Origin of the sequence: Vibrio sp. ECSMB14106 (genome assembly GCF_000972265.1) — a bacterium.
Lineage (GTDB): Bacteria > Pseudomonadota > Gammaproteobacteria > Enterobacterales > Vibrionaceae > Vibrio > Vibrio kanaloae.
Genome location: NZ_LAUM01000001.1, coordinates 246,889 through 263,755 on the forward strand (window position 1 = coordinate 246,889; position 16,867 = coordinate 263,755).

The window sequence follows — 16,867 nt, forward strand, 5'->3', positions numbered from 1 at the left end:
AGACTATATAATTGAGGAATTGCCTCATGTTCAGTAACACAAAGCGAGTCATTTTGCTTTCGTTACTGGCAAGTGCAGCGAACACCGTGTTCGCTGCACCAGCTCCAGTATCCGATCTCAATAGCACCGCAACCAATTCATCATCTTCCTCTCGATCAGGGACTGTATCTAACGAATCAGATATTGAGCGTTTAGAGCGCCTGCTTCAAAATCGCAACCTAGTTCAGCTTCAAATGCAGCAGCAAATCGATGATATGTCACTGGAGATCAGTGAACTTCGAGGTGCGCTGGAGCGAAACAGCTACGATATGAAGCAAATGCTAGAGCGTCAGCGTGAACTGTTCATCGAGCTGGATCGTGTAAGAGGCGAGGTGAAAGCTGCAGGTACAGCAACGGTAGTAGTGGCGGCGAGCGAAGGCTCTAAAGACGCTTCTGGTACGTTCAGTACTGATGTAGATGAGCAAACTGCTTATCAAAATGCTGTAGATATGATTCTAAAGCAACGAGACTACACGGGTGCTATCGCAGCATTCCAAAAGTTTCAAAAAGACTTCCCAGATTCTACCTTCACACCTAACTCACATTACTGGTTAGGTCAGCTTTATTTCGCTAAGAAGCAAGATAAAGAAGCGGTGAAGAGCTTCGCTGCTGTTGTGTCTTATAAAGACTCAAACAAGCGAGCAGATGCACTGGTTAAGCTTGGTGACATAGCTGCGCGCAACAACAACGCGACGCAAGCTAAGAAATATTACCAACAAGTCGTCGCAGAATACCCAAACAGCGCTTCGGCAAACGTGGCTAAAACCCACTTATAAACAAAATAGGGGTGCTTAGGCGCCTCTTTTTTATACTTGTTCACTTCCGTTTAGTGTTTACTCATCTTGTTAGTGATGCCAACGCATCGCCTTGTTTATGCGTTTTAAGCACTAGCTAGCCACCGCTTGCAACCAATCCTTTTTGATCCCAATCGCTGTCCTGTGTAGAATACTCGGATTCTCGGAAGAAGTTGCGTAGAGCAAGAGCAATGAGTCATATACTAGATAAAATCGATACAGTTTACCCGTTTCCGCCTAAGCCAGTTCCATTGAGCGACGCTCAAAAACAGGCCCACATCGTAAACATCAAAAAACTACTTCAAGAAAAAGATGCAGTTCTAATTGCACACTACTACACCGATCCTGAAATTCAGGCTTTGGCAGAAGAAACTGGTGGTTTCGTTGGTGATTCATTAGAAATGGCTAAGTTCGGTAACCGTCATTCAGCAAGCACTCTGATCATCGCTGGTGTTCGTTTCATGGGTGAGTCTGCAAAGATTCTTACTCCTGAAAAACGCATTCTAATGCCAACACTTGAAGCTGAATGTTCACTTGATCTTGGCTGTCCGGCTGACAAATTTACAGAATTTTGTGATGCTCACCCTGACCATACCGTGGTTGTATACGCGAACACCTCTGCAGCTGTTAAAGCTCGTGCAGACTGGGTAGTTACGTCGAGCATCGCTTTAGAAATCGTTGAAAGCCTAGACGCTGAAGGCAAACCCATTATTTGGGGCCCAGATCGTCACTTAGGTTCTTACATCGCAAATCAAACCGGCGCTGACATGTTGCTTTGGCAAGGTGAGTGTATCGTTCATGATGAGTTCTCAGCTGATGCTTTGAAAAAAATGAAATCGGTATACCCAGATGCGGCTATCTTGGTTCACCCAGAATCACCAGCAAGCGTGGTTGAACTGGCTGATGCTGTAGGCTCAACAAGCCAACTGATCAAGAAAGCAAAAGAGCTGCCTCATCCACAGATGATTGTTGCGACAGACAAAGGTATCTTCTTTAAGATGCAGCAATTGGTTCCTGAAAAAGAGCTGATTGAAGCGCCGACAGCCGGTGCTGGTGCAACGTGTCGTAGCTGCGCACACTGTCCTTGGATGGCAATGAATGGCCTTGAAGCGATTGAAAACGCGCTTGAGAATGGTGGTGAGCAACACGAGATCTTCGTTTCTGACGAATTACGCGTTAAGTCTCTTATTCCATTGAACCGCATGTTAGATTTTGCTGAACAGCTTAATGTGCAAGTGAAAGGCAACGCTTAATTTCATTATTGGGCTGTTATTATGAATAGAAAACCAGCTTGTAGTGCTGGTTTTTTTTGTACCTAAAGATAGGTTGCGAGTATCAATCTTGTGGCCATGTATCTTTTTCTTATGGTACATCTTGTTGATATCGCGTATTTTTTCTAGCATGTAAGTAAGAGAAAAAGATTTGAGGCTCGAATGATAATCTGGTTACAACTCAAACGCTGGGTCAAAGCAAATATCTTTGTTTTGAACGGAAAAAACTTGCTGTTTACCTTTCTTGGTTACGTATTTTTGTCGTGGTCGACGTTGTATCTAGCGGGTGAATCGGACCTAACCAGTTCGTTTACCACATTCGCTTACTATCTAGTCGTGACTGCGTCGACGGTGGGTTACGGTGATTTATCACCAACGACAGATGCAGGACGATGGATCGTTATACTGTTCGTGATTCCGGGAGGGCTTAGTCTTTTCGCGGCATTACTCGGTAAGGTCGCGACAGAAGGTGTTGAATATTGGCGAGCGGGTTTGTTAGGAAAAAGGAGAGTTAGAGTGGACAACCACATTTTGATGCTTGGATGGAATGAGCAAAGAACCATTCACCTCATTCGTATGTTACAGCACGAAGAAACGGGTAAACGACCAATCGTGTTATGTACGCGTTCAGATATCGAGAACCCGTTACCCGGTGAAATAAATTTCGTTAAAGTAAACAGCTACACCGATGGCAAAGAGATGGAGAAAACGGGCATTGAGTCGGCCAGTTGTATTCTCATTGATAATCCTGAAGACGATATAACTTTATCTGCGGCGCTTTACTGCGCGAACCGAAATCCTAAGGCGCACCTTCTGGTGTACTTTAAAGATGAAGCATTGAGTGATTTGTTGCATCAGCATTGCCCTAACTCAGAATGTATTCCGGCGGTGGGGGCAGAAATGCTGGCCAAGGCTGCGGTAGATCCGGGGTCGAGTGCGCTTCACCAAGAGCTATTGAGTACGACAAGGGGGATGACACAATATTCAACTTATTACCCTGAGGGGGCTGAGCCTGTAACGGTTGCGCCAATTTTTTCGGTGTTCAAAGAGAAGTATCAAGCCACGTTGATTGCGATTGATACGGGCAGTGGTATTGAGCTTAACCCTGAGCTAGACCAAGTGGTCAACAGCGGGACTAAGTTGTTCTATATTGCAGATGAACGAATTGATCACTTCGATTGGAAAGGCTTTTAAACGATTGATATACCTTCAGAACTAAAAAAGGCCTCATTGTGAAGTGAGGCCTTTTGTTATTGTTTGGTCGAGAGAGTTAAGCTTATTTTTTCAGAGCTGATTAATATTCTCTAGGTTATTGAGCTTCAGCTAATGCAATGCCACGTTGCGTTAGACCGCACAGCATCACAGGAACCGCATTAAAGATCTCTTCGAACTGCTCTAAACCTTCAATGCCTTGCTCTGCAAGTGTCGCGATTGAGGTTTCTGGATCGTAAAGCATGCTTAGTGAAAGCAGCACACCGCCAACCAGCGCATTGTCTTTGCTGTCTTCTGGCATCAATGTTTCCCAATCATCACGGGCAATCTGCCAACCTTGAAGTAAGCCTTCACAAAAATCGCGAGCAGCTGTGTTGACGACTTCTTCATCATCCAATTGACAAGTTTCAGGCCAAACCCAAGTGCCTTCAATCAGTTCTGGGCGGGTTTCGTTCCAAAGCGCGATGATAATTTCAATGTAGCTTTCAAGTTGCTCACCATCAGTAAAAGGAGCGACTTCTTCACCACCCCAAAGGAACGGAAGCCATTCATGAGGAGGTAATACGTTAGGTGCCGCTGCCATTGCAGTGACAAATCCTATGGTTTTGTGTTCTGTGATTAGCTTTCCTTCCAACTCTGGAAGCGCAAGAATATCTTGTAAAGTCAAAGTGAGGTACCGTAAAAGGGAACATATTTGCGCTTATAGTACCAATGAACTTGCGCCAATCAAGCTTCAATCTAAAAAGGCTTGATGTCCTTGATGATAAACACTAGGTTTAACAAAAACGAAAATAACAAAAAAATTATGCAGATACGGTCGTCTCTTAAGAAAAACAGTATGGTAGCGCTCGGGTTATACTTGGCCATGTTCATTGCCATTGTCGGTAGCGTGACGTACCACGTCGTAGAGACTCCTGTACGTGCCGAATTAGAACAAAACCTAGACCTACGTGCTGAGTTGTTATCCGCATTGATTACAGAGCCACTCAGTAGCTCTAAAGGTGTTGTCGATAGCCTAGTCGGTTTCGCTCAGAAACAACGAAAAGGTTCAGAGGTTGCTTCGGTATTAAAGTCAATTTTGGCGGCGAGCGACGATACGATCGTTAGCGCGGGCATTTGGCCAGAACCTTACGCACTTGATCCGAATAAACGCCTGAACAGCTACTTTTTCAACAAAGCCGATGATGGCAAGATTGATCAACTGTTTTCTTATAACAATCCTAAGAACGCGCCTTACCATCAAGAATATTGGTACACTTCTGTTGTTGATGAGCCGCAAGGAAGCACCGTATGGAGCGATGTGTATGTCGACCCGTACACTCACGTTCGAATGATTACGGCGTCTTCCCCTTATTATTACGATGGCACCTTTGCCGGTATTGCGACAGTGGATCTCTCTCTGGAAGAGTTATTGGGTTTCATTAAAACCCACGCAGAAGAATATAACCTTGGTATCACTATAAGAGATAATCTCAACCAAGTTCTGGTTTCTCATAACTTTAATCTTGTCGAGGGAGTCTACATTAGTAATAACCAATTTGGTGACTTTGATTGGCAAGTCGCAGTGGTTAACTCAAAACTATTGGTGGCAGACGAGGTGTTTCGTCTGGTGATGCATATTGAGGGCGGTATTGTTCCGCTATTGCTCGTGTGTGTCATGGCGGGTTATTACTTGTTGAACCGCTACTTGATTAGTCCCATTACCAATATAGCAGTTAAGATCGACGCTTCAAAAGCGGGTGAGATCATCGATGTTGAGTATTCAAGTGATGATGAAATTGGCCACTTGATTAAAACCTTTAACGAAAAGACCATTTACCTCGAAGCGGAAAAGGTTAAGGCTCAGGCCTCAACCAATGCAAAAACAGCGTTCCTTGCGACCTTATCCCATGAAATCCGAACTCCAATGAATGGCGTTTTAGGAACCGCCCAAATTCTGCTAAAAACCCCTTTAAACAGAGAGCAAGAGAAGCATCTTAAAAGTTTGTATGAGTCTGGGGATCATATGATGACTTTGCTTAATGAGATATTGGATTTTTCAAAGATAGAGCAGGGCAGGTTAGATCTAGATGAAACCCGTTTCCCACTCGATTCGATCATCGGAAGTATCAACAGTGTCTACTACACATTGTCTTCCGAAAAAGGACTTCAATTCAAAGTGTACTCTGAGGTGCCTTCTGGCCGTTGGTACTTCTCGGACAAAGCTCGACTGCGCCAAATCTTGTTTAATCTACTGAACAACGCCGTGAAGTTCACTTCAAGAGGTTTTGTTGAGGTGTACCTGAAAGAAATTATCGAAGGAAATGATGTTTTCCTTAGTATTCGAGTTCGTGACACCGGAATAGGCATATCTAAAGAAGCGCAAAAACGCATCTTCAAACCTTTCGAGCAAGCAGAATCTACGACTACAAGACGTTTTGGTGGTACAGGCCTAGGCTTAGCGATTGTGAAGGAAATTGCCCAATTTATGGGTGGCAGTATCACGGTTACCAGTGAAGAGGGGATTGGCACTAGCTTTGATGTTCGCTTAAAGATTAAGCCTTGCCAACCTGGTGAGATAGAAAGCCTACCTCATAAAAAATTGGATTACTCTGGCTTGAAAGTGTTGATTGTTGAGGATAACAGGACCAACACCGTCATCATTGAAACCTTTATGAGCAGTAAAGGATTTACCTGTAAGAACGTTGAAAACGGCGAACTTGCGCTACAAGCTGTCGTTACAGAGCACTTTGATTTAGTGTTGATGGATAACCACATGCCAGTGATGGATGGAGTGGAATCAACAACGGCTATTCGCGCTCTAATTGGTGATGTTTCATCTGTCTTAATATTTGGTTGTACCGCAGATGTCTTCAAAGAGACTCGCGAACGTATGATCGGTGCTGGTGTGGATTACATTATAGCTAAACCAATTGACGAACGGGAGCTCGACGATGCGTTATTTCGTTATTCGAATAAGCTTTATCAATTCCATGAAGCAGAAGTTTGTGCTCCGGAAATTCAAGAAGTAAAAGATCACGATTGGAAAAGTAAAAATGAGTCACTGCCTAAGCCTGAGTTACGAAGCAAAGGCAACATCGAAGAGTTGCTAGTGACACTGTACGTGGCGTTAGAAGACAACAATTTAGAGCAGATTCAATTTGCGCTAGAGAATCTGCGTGTTCACGCTAAACCTATGAACAATACAGAACTTATATCTCAAATTGATAAGGCTCTAGAGTACGTCTTCTCGGGAACGCGTCCCGCGCAAGATGTTATTGATATCATTACTGTAAATCTACCTATGGCTTAGGTGTTGTTTAATTACAGGAAGTGAACGTCAAATTGCGTAATTTTTAACCTCCATGTGGTTTTTTGGTCAAAGTGACTGCTTTTTAAGTGGTTTTTGGTTGTTAATTTACCACTTGATTTGTAATTTGGAATGTATAACTGCTAGCGTTGTGTTTTAATAGTGATATTAACTGGCTAGGTGCGAATGTGCCTTGTTTATGTGTCACTAAATCACTGATCAAGCAGTGATATATTTCAGGGTTGTCTCTAATGAAGTCTCGTGGTCCATTTTGTATTCGTAATGCAGCTGCGGATACATTTGCTATGGTAGTTTTCTGTTTTATCTCTGGCATGATCGTAGAAGTGTTTATTTCCGGCATGACGTTTGAGCAGTCTCTTGCTTCAAGAACGTTATCTATTCCGGTAAACATTGCTATTGCTTGGCCTTATGGTGTATTTCGTGATTGGTTCTTACGTAATGGTGCAAAACTTTCAGAAAGTTCATTGATGAAGAACTTGGCCGATCTTATGGCTTACGTGTTATTCCAATCGCCAGTGTATGCTGGGATTTTACTAGCAGTAGGCGCTTCAACTGACCAGATTGTCACCGCGGTTACTAGCAACGCGGTTATTTCATGTGGTATGGGCGTACTTTATGGTTATTTCTTAGATATGTGCCGTAAATGGTTTAGAGTTCCAGGCTATTACCAACAAGCGTAAATAAAGTGAAATAAGCGATACTTGGTTTGTTTTTGATCTAATGAGTTAATTTGTAATCGAACAAACTGAAAAAGGCACTTTTTTTGATAATGCCCCTTGACCAAAGCAAGCATAATCAATAAAGTAGCGCCTCGTTGAGTGACAAGCTTAACACAAAATTTGTGGAAGGATGGCTGAGTGGCTTAAGGCGCTCGCCTGGAAAGCGAGTATACGTTTATAGCGTATCTGGGGTTCAAATCCCCATCCTTCCACCACTATTCAAAACCCTAGCAGAAATGCTGGGGTTTTCTCGTTTTAGAGCCCCTATATTTCACTTCATCTACATCCATCCCTAGTATCAGTTCCTTTAATCATTCCTTTATAGTTATTTCCTCTATTAATGCCGTCGCAGATTGAACCATATTTGGTGTTTTTATCATCGATAAACGCTTGATCTTTTGGCATGAATCTAGATTATTAATAGTACGAAATATTATTAATAATCTAACTATTAGGAATTCATTCCCCCATGACAGAAACCCTAGTTTCTCCAATGCTCTCTTTTACTATCGCGATTTCATTACTGTTTATCGGTAAAGGTTTGATTGAACGATCTGAAGTATTAAGAAAGTATTCACTACCAGAGCCTGTGATTGGTGGCTTTGTTTGTGCTGCAACCGTAGCGGCGCTTTACTATATTTTTGAAATCCAAATCACCTTTAGCCTAGATGTCAGAGACTTTTTACTTCTCTACTTTTTTGCTGGTATCGGACTCCAAGCGGATATTAAGACACTGATTAAGGGTGGGCGACCGTTGTTCATTCTATTGTTTCTTGCTGCCGTCTTTATCGTTCTGCAAAACGTGGTAGGGATGGCTGTAGCTTCTGGCTTTGGAATGGATCCTAAAGCTGGTTTGTTATCGGGCTCTGTTAGCTTAATCGGTGGCGTAGGTACAACGTTAGCGTGGGCACCAATGTTTGTGGAAGAGTTTGGTATCGCTAACGCGCTAGAGCTAGGTGTGGCGTCAAATACGGTTGGTTTGATAGCGGCGTGTGTGATTGGTGGTCCAATTGCCAACTACCTACTAAACAAGTACAAAGTGAGTCCATCCAATGAAGAAGACGTGACAGTTGGTGCGTACCAAGAAAGTGAAACTCGCACTGAATTGAGCCATTACGGTGTCTTGTGGGCGTGGTTGATTCTCAACTTAACACTGATGCTCGGTTACAGCTTGAGCGAAGTTATCGATTCGATGGGCTTAAAACTCCCGTTATTCGTAAGCTGCTTAATTGCCGGTATCCTCATTGGAAATATTGGTCGAGCATTGTTCAAGAAGCGCCGTACACAAGAGAAAATTGCTCAAGGCCGCAAAGGCTTAGCGATGATCTCTGATATCTGCTTAGGTATGTTCTTGACCATGGCCTTGATGGGGCTGCGTATCTGGGATCTCGATGGACTGTTTGGCTATATCTCTGTTGTCATGAGTATCCAGATCCTGCTTTCACTGCTGTTTACGATATTCGTCGTTTATTACCTAATGGGACGAAACTATGATTCTGTGGTGATATGTTCAGGCTTTGGTGGTATCACTCTTGGCTCGACAGCAACTGCAATTGTTAACATGACCGCGGTAACCCACCGCTATGGCGCAAGCCCACAAGCGTTCATTGTGGTGCCATTAGTGTGTGGATTCTTTGTTGATTTGATCAACGCGCTAGTGATCAGTTTCTTTGTTGGGATGTAGGTGAAGCCGTTGCTTCACAAACTAGATGATTAGTAGTTTGCTCAATAGAGTAAGCTACTAGTGATTTAATATTGTGACCTGCCACATTTGTTGATAATGCTAGGTTCAATGGAACGTTGTTGGTCAGGTTAAATTGAGAGACATCATACCAAAACACTATTGTTGTTAGTTTTTGCTAAGTGTATCTAACTCTATTATTTTTGTAGCGCTTGATAAGCGCTGTACCTACTTGAGTGCTGTGATTTTCAAAGCGAGTTGGCCACGTTTTTCCACTACATCTAGCCATTGCTGTTTTAGACGTGAACGCTCATGGTAATTCTCGTTTGATTTATATAGGAGTAACTTATCACCGTTCATTACAGCACCTTACAACATTCTTTCTTATTATCCCCTCTATGATCTAGACATACATGTCTATGCTCCGATGAGTTTCTCATCAACCCCCAAGTACTGACAGAGTGTACGCTGATTTAGGCCCCTTTCAATGAGTATAGAATTCGATTTGCAATTCTGGTGCTCGTTTAATTATTTACAGGAATCAGAACACAGTGAGGTGGATTGTTGTTAACGGTTTATTATGTCTTAATTAAAGTAATATTATTCAAATATAAAATTAAATATTAAACCTTTATTATCTATGTTCAGCATTACTACTGGATTATATTGACACCTTTGTCAGTATTGTGTCTGTTGATTAAACTATCAAAGGTTTCTATATTTTTTGTATGATTACTGTTCTATTTTTCTTGGTGAATAGAAAAGTTGAGGGTTAGAAATCGGCGTTGGAGTCTAAATATTGCACAATATATATGGAGAGGATTAAATAAATTAGATTAGAAACCAATTGTATTCTCTATCTATAGATAATTAAAACAATATGAAAATGCTTTAAAACGGGTATTAGATCACAATTATAATAAATATTAAAACTCAATATAACCTATATATTTTTAGTAAATTGACGGTGTCATGATTTTGACTTCTAATCCAGAATCACCATGTAATAGCCCTTCAAGCATTGGGGTATATAGGAGTCGAAATGTTGACACTTGGAACTGATATCACGTTTCTTCTACCTAAAATGATGAGTATGACGCACATATCTTCACTTCAACCATATGTATATCTTATTGATTGAAAAAAACTAATTTTGTACCATGCGACAACAAACTTTGGTGGACGTCACGTGAAGACAAATAATATTACATTCAAACTGTTAATCACTTGTTGCTTCTTTTGCTTATCGAACCCAGCTTTCGCTCAATCTTATTGGGAAGTAGAAGGTATTGGTAAAAACAAATCAGAAGCAACGATCGATGCGAAAGAAAATCTAGCTTTTCGGGTAAATAGTACTGTGCAGGCATCTGAGAATACCTCCATGATATCCGAAACCACAACAGAAATAAAAAACGGCGAATTGGTTGGAACTCACGATAAATATGGTCAAGTAATCAGTACTAAATCTGAAATCACTTCGGTACCTATCAGCATTTCAAATATGGAAGTAATGACATCGCAATGTGATGCTTCTGGGTGCAACTACCTATTTAGAGTTGACGTGGATGTGTGGGTTGATCAGTTGTCAATTGATATTGATAAGAACCACCAGCTCGCTCAACAATATTTAACTTCCCAAGCAAGCGACTGGAAAGGAGCAGTGTTCACGAACAAAGCTCATACCTTATTGAAGAATAATAAAGAATCACTATTAGTGTTGTCATCGTTAGATCATGATGTTGCGAAAAAATTTCATGAACAGCAAATAGTACTTGAGAGGAATACGATTGAACGTCTTCAAAATATCAGTATTTCCATTCGTTCTGCTTCAGATTCGTATTCCTCGAAAACAAAAGCAAGGCTCGCTAGAAATCTAGCAACGACTTCGCAAGGCGACATTATTGTTTATATCAAAGGCAATGTAAGACAAGGTAAAAAAAATAACACTTACATTGCTAGGCAAGACCTAATATTGAAAGTCTTTGAAGCCAAAAACCCCAATGTCGCAGTTAGCCAAAAGATTTTGTCGGAGATTGGGAAATCGTCGTCGAGCAAAAAATTAGCACTTGATGCTGCTCATACAAAAATAGCAGAAATGATCAATAACAATTCTATTTATACTCTCTTGAATTAAAGGCTTTAAAAATGCTTAAGAAAACAATACTTGCAGGTTTAGTTGTATCAGTTTTGGCTGGTTGTTCATCAATTCCAGGTATGGAATCAGCAACCATAGATCGCGAAGCTGTAAGCAAGGAGCTTACTCAGAACTGTAAAGAACTAGGAACAGAGTTTACACCAGTATCATTTGCCGTTGATAAAGCGTCAAAAGTAATGGTTTCAATTCAAGAACGCCAATGTTCGGTGTTTAATGACTACCGTACGCTTGCATCTAAGCACGGTGATGTCGCTGGTTTCTTAGCAGTAAATGCTGACAAATCTGATGAAGAACTTCGAGTTGCAATGAATGAATTCGATGAAGGTAAACCTGCTAACAAAAAGATCACACCTCAAGTAGAAGCTTACAAAAAAGCATCTGACGAAATTTTCCAGAAAAATCTAAAACTGGCAGCAGATATCGCACTTCAAGCTGGCGAATTAACTTACATTGCATCTCAACATGCTTCGGCACTTGCACACGATTCTGCTGGTGGCGCAATGAAGAACCTTATGGCGACTCTCTCAAGCGAGAAGGAAGGCGAAGCGAGCGAAGAGGAAACGGTACCTGTTGTTGAAGCTTACCATGAGATGGAAGCTCGCTCGATACTAGCATTCGATGCTAATTCGCTTATTTCAATGGACAAAAATACTATCGAACAACTTGAGAACTTAGACAAAGTTGTTGCAGACAAAGTGAAATCATAATGAAACTCTCTCGAATTGCCGGTTTAGTCACTGCTGCCGTCGCGCTAACGGGTTGCCAGAGTAATCAAGGTAGCCAAACGTATTCAGTCGAAAGTAATGCGGGAAATTCATCTCTAGTTATTGGCAAATCAGCACACGAATTTAGCAGTGAAGATATTGAAGTACCAGCGTATTTCAGTACTCAGGGTCTTGATTATTGCAATTACGATGCAAATGAAGAAGACACTCGCTGCCCACTCGCAAAAAAAACAATCCTTTTGTATTTTGGTGATGTGAAAACGGATGTGAATGAAAATCTTCAGGGAAAGTCTGCTGATGTGTTCAATTCCATGCACTCAAGCATCAGTAAATTTCAAACCAAAGCGCTAGAAAATACTTTAGAAAACCAGTTTGCAGGCGTGAATCGTTTCCGTATTGTGACCCGTGATACCGATGCTGTTAACAAAGCTATGGAAGACATTTTGGCATATGGTGGTACTGAAAATGTCGCGAAAAAAGCAGGCAGTCAAAGTAAGTTATTACCCAATTACGCGATAAAAGTCGAAGTTCTCAAAACCGCTGACATGTTGTTTGGGTCAACTCAGTCTCTATTTCAAACGTCGATGGAAATGACGACGGGTGTGATTAACCCATATACCCGCGAAAAAGTGAGCTACCCAAACATCGGTAAGATACGTGTTTCTAACTTTGATGTCCGTGACAAAGACAGTTACACAACCGTGATTGCAAATGGCGATTATTATCGTGGCTTTAACTACACCAGTGGTAAAGATGTTGATGCGGTGCTTAATGAAATGTCATCACGCGGCTTCGATATTATGTTAACGCGTTTACTCAAAGAAATGCCAGCTACCGCGCAGGTTACGGGTATTAAAGGCGACCGAATTCAATTAGACCGTGGCCAAAATGCAGGCGTATTACCTAATGAGACCATGGTTATATTCGAATACAGCGCAGGTTTTGTTGAACCTATTGGTGTTGCTACTGTTAACCCAAGCCAACAAAGTGCCCAAGGGAAGATTGTTCGCTGGAAAGACAGCAGTATAGCCGACGAAGTGAAAGACATTGCTGAAGACGGGATTTATCGCCCTGATCGCCAACGTCGTATTTTCGCTGTAAGTGTTGGTGTGCCTATGGAGTTTATGAAGGAGCGTAGTACATGGGCAGCAAAAGGCTAAGCAAAAGCTTTGCCATTAGTACCTTATTTGTATGTATGTCCATTCCTGCATTGGAATTAGATAAGAGCCAGCCTACATTGGCTCTTATTGAGCAAGGATGTGCATATGGTAGAGGGGCAATGGCCATTGAGTCAGCAAAAGCTGACGGTTTAAATAATCTTCGCTTGTTTTTGCAGAGTAAAATATCAGTTTCTTTTTCAACTGAAGATAGTGCGCTAGTTGAGGAACAGTTTGATCAAGAGAGCCGAGATTTACTGCTAACAAGCATTATTGCTGGTGATATCAATGCCGACTTCAGTGCACCTGAAATTCAAGGGGATGATACTTGTGTAACAGTGCGTCTAACACCAGAACTTAATACTGGGTTTGTCAATATTGATGACGGTATTGAATGGGATGACTCACCGGTTATGTCTGTCGTGGTTGTTGGTGAAGGCCGCGAAAGTAACAAATTGGCATTGAGTGCAAGGCAAGTGGCGGAACAAGACGCCTTCAAACGAGCTATTAGTCAGGTACTTGGCGCTATGGTCAATTCTGGTCACATGCAAAAGTCTTACGATACCCTGTCAGGAACAGAAAGCAGTAATGATTTCGATTTGCAAGAAATCGCAATGCAATCACTTTCGATGGAACCTCAAGGCATGATTTCTAGTTGGAATGAAATTTCTTATCAGGAAAAACCTAACGGCTCTGTAACCGTTACGCTTGATGTGTTTGTTGAACGACAGAAGATGGAAGCGAAAATAGCAAGATTGATAAAAAGCCTTGGCCAACCTTCAATCTATGTTGATGCAGATCTCCCGGTCGTAAAAAATACATTTTCAAATGCACTCGCAGAGATGGGCTTTGATCTTGCTTCGAGCCCGGCGCTGTCTAGTGTCATTCTTGATGTTCAAGAAACTCAAAAAGTGACATCTTCTGGTCTTCAGCTTGATCTCTCGGCAACCGTAATCGATCGTGTTGGCAACCGTTATGGTAGTTGGCACAACGACCCGACTTTCATGACGTTACCGAACAAAGCGGGCATGCTCAATGAACTTGCAGCTGTTCACCTGGCTGTTGAAGGTAATCAAATTGCCCTAAAGCGTGAACTTCAATCGTCGGTGCAAATAATGGCAAGTCGTGGTGGGCCTATTCGAGAACTTATTTTTTCACAGAAAGCCGCAGGCAAACAGGGCCAACTTTACCGTTTGATTGGTGATATGAATGGGGTTTCCGATATTAAATCAAGTCAACAGGGTGGCAATATTGTTATTCAGTTAAGGTCGCTTAGCGACGCAAGTGATCTAGTTCAAGACATTGAGCCTGTGTTACGTACCCATCAGCCAAACTACCGCTCGAAAGTTGATGTACTTAATGAATACCAAATCAGAGTGCTTTAAGCGTTACTCTGATAGGACTTGTTATGTTTAAAAAACATTGTTTCTTAAACATAACAGGTTAACTGATTTTTATAATTTCTACTGGGTTGTGATTAATTTAGAAATGTCACAAAGAGTAGAGAAATGCATCACAGATAAGATTGACGCATCAAATATCAAATGATCATTTGCAGATTTACTAATTGAAAATGATACACAAGAAACGTTATGGATAGCTTTTAATATATGAAAAAACTAATTATTACAACTTCACTAGTTGCTGCTCTTGCTGGTTGTCAAAGTAACAACAATACACTAGAGCAAGCTCAGAATTTTGCGTCATGTACGTTCCCTGATGCACCTACTGTCGAAGCCCCTGGCTGGATCTGTGATGTAGTACCTATGGATGTAGCTATTGGTGCAACAGGTTATGCTAAGAAAAGTGCAGCAGGTATGAGCGTTATGCGCAAAATCGCCGTGAACAATGCTCGTGTCAACCTAGCTGCGGAATTCGAAACAGATGTGAGTAATCTATTTCAATCTGCTACTGACGGTTCTGTTTCAACATCTGCTGGAGAAGGCGTAACACTAGTAACTGAGAATATTCAAGAGGCATTTGAAAACATCACTAAATCGGTAGTGAGCAAAAGACTTACAAATAGCCGAGTATTGGTAAGCCAAGCAAGCCCAACGGGTGGTTTGTATGTTCTAGTCGGTATGGACCAAGCGGCATACGATGCGAACATGAACAAAGTTATCGACGAAGTTACTGGTGAAGATTCTGCATTGTGGGATCAGTTCAACAACGAAAAAGCAGCAGCAGACCTTGCGGCAGCATTCGAAGCATTGAAAAAGTAACCGCATAATATCGGTGAACAAAGTGAAAAAGGCCGCCAATTGAGTGGCCTTTTTTATCTCTACACTCTTGGAGTGAACTATGTACAAAATGATCAATAAATCTGCCTTAGCTGTTGTCATCTCAGCAGCATTAAGTTCTCAAGCTCTGGCTATATCAGAAGACCAGAAGCAGCAATTAGATAGTGCGGTTTTTAAAGCAAGTCAGTCTCAAGAAGACAAAATCAATGAATTCCACGATTACGTGAATGTTTATCTCGATGAATATGAAGCATGGCGTGATGAATACACCAACAACCTTGATCAACGTCGTAATGACCTTATTAAGACTTGGGGTGAGGGGGAGGTATCGTCTAAAACCAAGCAGGTCGATTATTCGCAAGACGATCAAGTTAAGACTGCAGTCGACTATGAAAATAATACCGCGACAGTGTCAGTTTTAGTTGATGAAGGGAGCACATCTGAAGAGATTGAAGCTCTTGTGAAAAATATTCCTATTGAAGTAGCGGGTCAGAGTGTTGCCTTAGCTGAACTAAAAGCTGAAGGCCATAAGGTGCGGTACTCTTTAGAAAAAGAGCAAGATGAAAAAGACTTTGTTATTCAACAAACACAGAACCAAATGAATGAACTGGATGTTCAAGCTGAGCGATTGATTCAGTCTGACACAGGTATCCCCGAATCATTTATTTATCAACGAACTTACAATAAGAAACGGGCACTTCTGACTAAAGCGCAACACCGTATTGCTGCTCAAACAAAACTGTATGACGAAATGCGTGAGAAATATGGTATTGAAGTGAAACGACTCCAGCCCAAAGTTGAGGTTGTTAAACCGATTGAAAAAGTAGAAGTACCAAAGGAAGTCGCTCAATTAAAGCCAGATCCAAAGGTAAGGCAACCGACTAAAGTAGTTGAAACTGCAGTTGAAAAAGCCCCTCAGCCTGACTTTGTGAAATCTGAACCTATTTTAGAAGTCGCAGCAGCACCCGTTAAGCCGAAGAAGGTGATCAGTTATAAAGTTAAGCTACCTGAAAATAGCTTAAAAGCGCGTGCGAGTAAGTATAGCGCGTTGGCTGAAAAAGAGGGGAAAAATTGGGAAATTGATGCAGCATTGATTATGGCGATAATGCATTCTGAATCTGCTTTCCGCCCAGATGCCAAATCACACGTACCGGCGTTTGGGTTGATGCAGGTAGTACCAACCAGCGCAGGGCATGATGTGAACAAACAACTTCGCAATATAGATGCGCCTATGAAAGTGGCTGACTTATATCAACCTGTGATCAACGTAGAAACCGGTACTGCTTATCTGGATATCTTAAACAGCAAATATCTACGTAAGATCGGGAATGACGAAAGCCGCTTGTATTGTGTGATTGCCGCTTACAACACTGGTGCAGGCAACGTGGCGAGAGCATTTAATAAAGATCGCTCTACCAGTATTGGGAAAGCGTCTAAGGTGATTAATGAAATGACACCACAAGAGGTTTACAACCAATTGGTAGCCAATTTGCCATATGATGAAACAAAGAATTACTTAAAGAAAGTAAATAGTCGGATAGCGCTATACAAGTAATAGAAATGA

14 protein-coding genes and 1 tRNA gene are annotated in these 16,867 nt (G+C 41.7%); 13 read left to right on the forward strand and 2 right to left on the reverse strand.

Going from position 1 to position 16,867, the window contains the following annotated elements; genetic code table 11:
- Positions 1–26 precede the first annotated feature (26 nt).
- The 3 genes from ybgF to WR49_RS01050 all read left to right on the forward strand — a co-directional run bounded on the left by ybgF (position 27) and on the right by WR49_RS01050 (position 3,298).
- Positions 27–815 (forward strand): tol-pal system protein YbgF, encoded by a 789-nt coding sequence (ybgF, locus tag WR49_RS01040; protein ID WP_046222765.1) that lies wholly within the window; start codon positions 27–29, stop codon positions 813–815.
- Positions 816–1,024: 209 nt separating this feature from the next.
- Positions 1,025–2,086 carry a quinolinate synthase NadA gene (gene nadA, locus WR49_RS01045; RefSeq protein WP_017055073.1) on the forward strand — a complete coding sequence of 354 codons (1,062 nt, stop codon included), beginning with the start codon at positions 1,025–1,027 and terminating at the stop codon, positions 2,084–2,086.
- Between the two features lie 180 nt (positions 2,087–2,266).
- A complete protein-coding gene (locus WR49_RS01050; RefSeq protein ID WP_017055074.1) occupies positions 2,267–3,298 on the forward strand; it encodes a potassium channel protein in 1,032 nt (343 codons plus the stop codon).
- Positions 3,299–3,413: 115 nt separating this feature from the next.
- Here WR49_RS01050 and WR49_RS01055 read toward each other — a convergent pair whose 3' ends face one another.
- Positions 3,414–3,983, reverse strand: coding sequence for a UPF0149 family protein (locus tag WR49_RS01055; protein ID WP_046222766.1), 570 nt, complete (start codon positions 3,981–3,983; stop codon positions 3,414–3,416).
- Positions 3,984–4,121: 138 nt separating this feature from the next.
- Here WR49_RS01055 and WR49_RS01060 point away from each other — a divergent pair, with 138 nt between their 5' ends.
- The 4 genes from WR49_RS01060 to gltS all read left to right on the forward strand — a co-directional run bounded on the left by WR49_RS01060 (position 4,122) and on the right by gltS (position 9,029).
- Positions 4,122–6,608, forward strand: a complete 2,487-nt coding sequence (locus WR49_RS01060; protein WP_436410593.1) for an ATP-binding protein — start codon at positions 4,122–4,124, stop codon at positions 6,606–6,608.
- 248 nt (positions 6,609–6,856) lie between these two features.
- On the forward strand, positions 6,857–7,306 hold the full coding sequence (locus WR49_RS01065) for an L-alanine exporter AlaE (RefSeq protein WP_017055077.1): 450 nt from the start codon (positions 6,857–6,859) through the stop codon (positions 7,304–7,306).
- 163 nt (positions 7,307–7,469) lie between these two features.
- A tRNA-Ser gene (locus WR49_RS01070) sits at positions 7,470–7,560 on the forward strand.
- 254 nt (positions 7,561–7,814) lie between these two features.
- A complete protein-coding gene (gene gltS, locus WR49_RS01075; protein ID WP_046222767.1) occupies positions 7,815–9,029 on the forward strand; it encodes a sodium/glutamate symporter in 1,215 nt (404 codons plus the stop codon).
- A 225-nt stretch (positions 9,030–9,254) separates the two neighbouring features.
- On the opposite strand, the gene WR49_RS21685 is transcribed toward gltS, so the two are convergent.
- A complete protein-coding gene (locus tag WR49_RS21685) occupies positions 9,255–9,386 on the reverse strand; it encodes a hypothetical protein (RefSeq protein ID WP_269429454.1) in 132 nt (43 codons plus the stop codon).
- A gap of 829 nt (positions 9,387–10,215) precedes the next feature.
- Between WR49_RS21685 and WR49_RS01080 the strand changes: the two genes are divergently transcribed.
- From WR49_RS01080 to WR49_RS01105, 6 genes are all read left to right on the forward strand, one after another.
- Complete coding sequence (locus WR49_RS01080) at positions 10,216–11,160, forward strand: hypothetical protein (protein WP_046222768.1); 945 nt, start codon at positions 10,216–10,218, stop codon at positions 11,158–11,160.
- A gap of 11 nt (positions 11,161–11,171) precedes the next feature.
- Positions 11,172–11,888, forward strand: a complete 717-nt coding sequence (locus WR49_RS01085) for a hypothetical protein (protein ID WP_046222769.1) — start codon at positions 11,172–11,174, stop codon at positions 11,886–11,888.
- The gene (locus WR49_RS01090) at positions 11,888–13,066 is read left to right on the forward strand and encodes a hypothetical protein (protein WP_046222770.1); all 1,179 of its coding nucleotides are present in this window, start codon (positions 11,888–11,890) and stop codon (positions 13,064–13,066) included. Before WR49_RS01085 ends, WR49_RS01090 begins: the two co-directional genes overlap by 1 nt.
- A complete protein-coding gene (locus WR49_RS01095; RefSeq protein WP_046222771.1) occupies positions 13,048–14,448 on the forward strand; it encodes a hypothetical protein in 1,401 nt (466 codons plus the stop codon). The genes WR49_RS01090 and WR49_RS01095 overlap by 19 nt, the downstream gene beginning before the upstream one ends.
- A 225-nt stretch (positions 14,449–14,673) precedes the next feature.
- Entirely contained in the window at positions 14,674–15,285 is a 612-nt protein-coding gene (locus tag WR49_RS01100; RefSeq protein WP_046222772.1) for a lipoprotein, read from the forward strand.
- A 79-nt stretch (positions 15,286–15,364) separates the two neighbouring features.
- Positions 15,365–16,858 carry a transglycosylase SLT domain-containing protein gene (locus WR49_RS01105; RefSeq protein WP_046222773.1) on the forward strand — a complete coding sequence of 498 codons (1,494 nt, stop codon included), beginning with the start codon at positions 15,365–15,367 and terminating at the stop codon, positions 16,856–16,858.
- Positions 16,859–16,867 lie beyond the last annotated feature (9 nt).

Bases quoted from the DNA above. Each gene is read 5' to 3' on its own strand.
- ybgF (WP_046222765.1), top strand. From the start codon at position 27: ATGTTCAGTAACACAAAGCGAGTCATTTTGCTTTCGTTACTGGCAAGT.
- nadA (WP_017055073.1), top strand. From the start codon at position 1,025: ATGAGTCATATACTAGATAAAATCGATACAGTTTACCCGTTTCCGCCT.
- WR49_RS01050 (WP_017055074.1), top strand. From the start codon at position 2,267: ATGATAATCTGGTTACAACTCAAACGCTGGGTCAAAGCAAATATCTTT.
- WR49_RS01060 (WP_436410593.1), top strand. From the start codon at position 4,122: ATGCAGATACGGTCGTCTCTTAAGAAAAACAGTATGGTAGCGCTCGGG.
- WR49_RS01065 (WP_017055077.1), top strand. From the start codon at position 6,857: ATGAAGTCTCGTGGTCCATTTTGTATTCGTAATGCAGCTGCGGATACA.
- gltS (WP_046222767.1), top strand. From the start codon at position 7,815: ATGACAGAAACCCTAGTTTCTCCAATGCTCTCTTTTACTATCGCGATT.
- WR49_RS21685 (WP_269429454.1), bottom strand. From the start codon at position 9,386: ATGAACGGTGATAAGTTACTCCTATATAAATCAAACGAGAATTACCAT.
- WR49_RS01085 (WP_046222769.1), top strand. From the start codon at position 11,172: ATGCTTAAGAAAACAATACTTGCAGGTTTAGTTGTATCAGTTTTGGCT.
- WR49_RS01090 (WP_046222770.1), top strand. From the start codon at position 11,888: ATGAAACTCTCTCGAATTGCCGGTTTAGTCACTGCTGCCGTCGCGCTA.
- WR49_RS01095 (WP_046222771.1), top strand. From the start codon at position 13,048: ATGGGCAGCAAAAGGCTAAGCAAAAGCTTTGCCATTAGTACCTTATTT.
- WR49_RS01100 (WP_046222772.1), top strand. From the start codon at position 14,674: ATGAAAAAACTAATTATTACAACTTCACTAGTTGCTGCTCTTGCTGGT.
- WR49_RS01105 (WP_046222773.1), top strand. From the start codon at position 15,365: ATGTACAAAATGATCAATAAATCTGCCTTAGCTGTTGTCATCTCAGCA.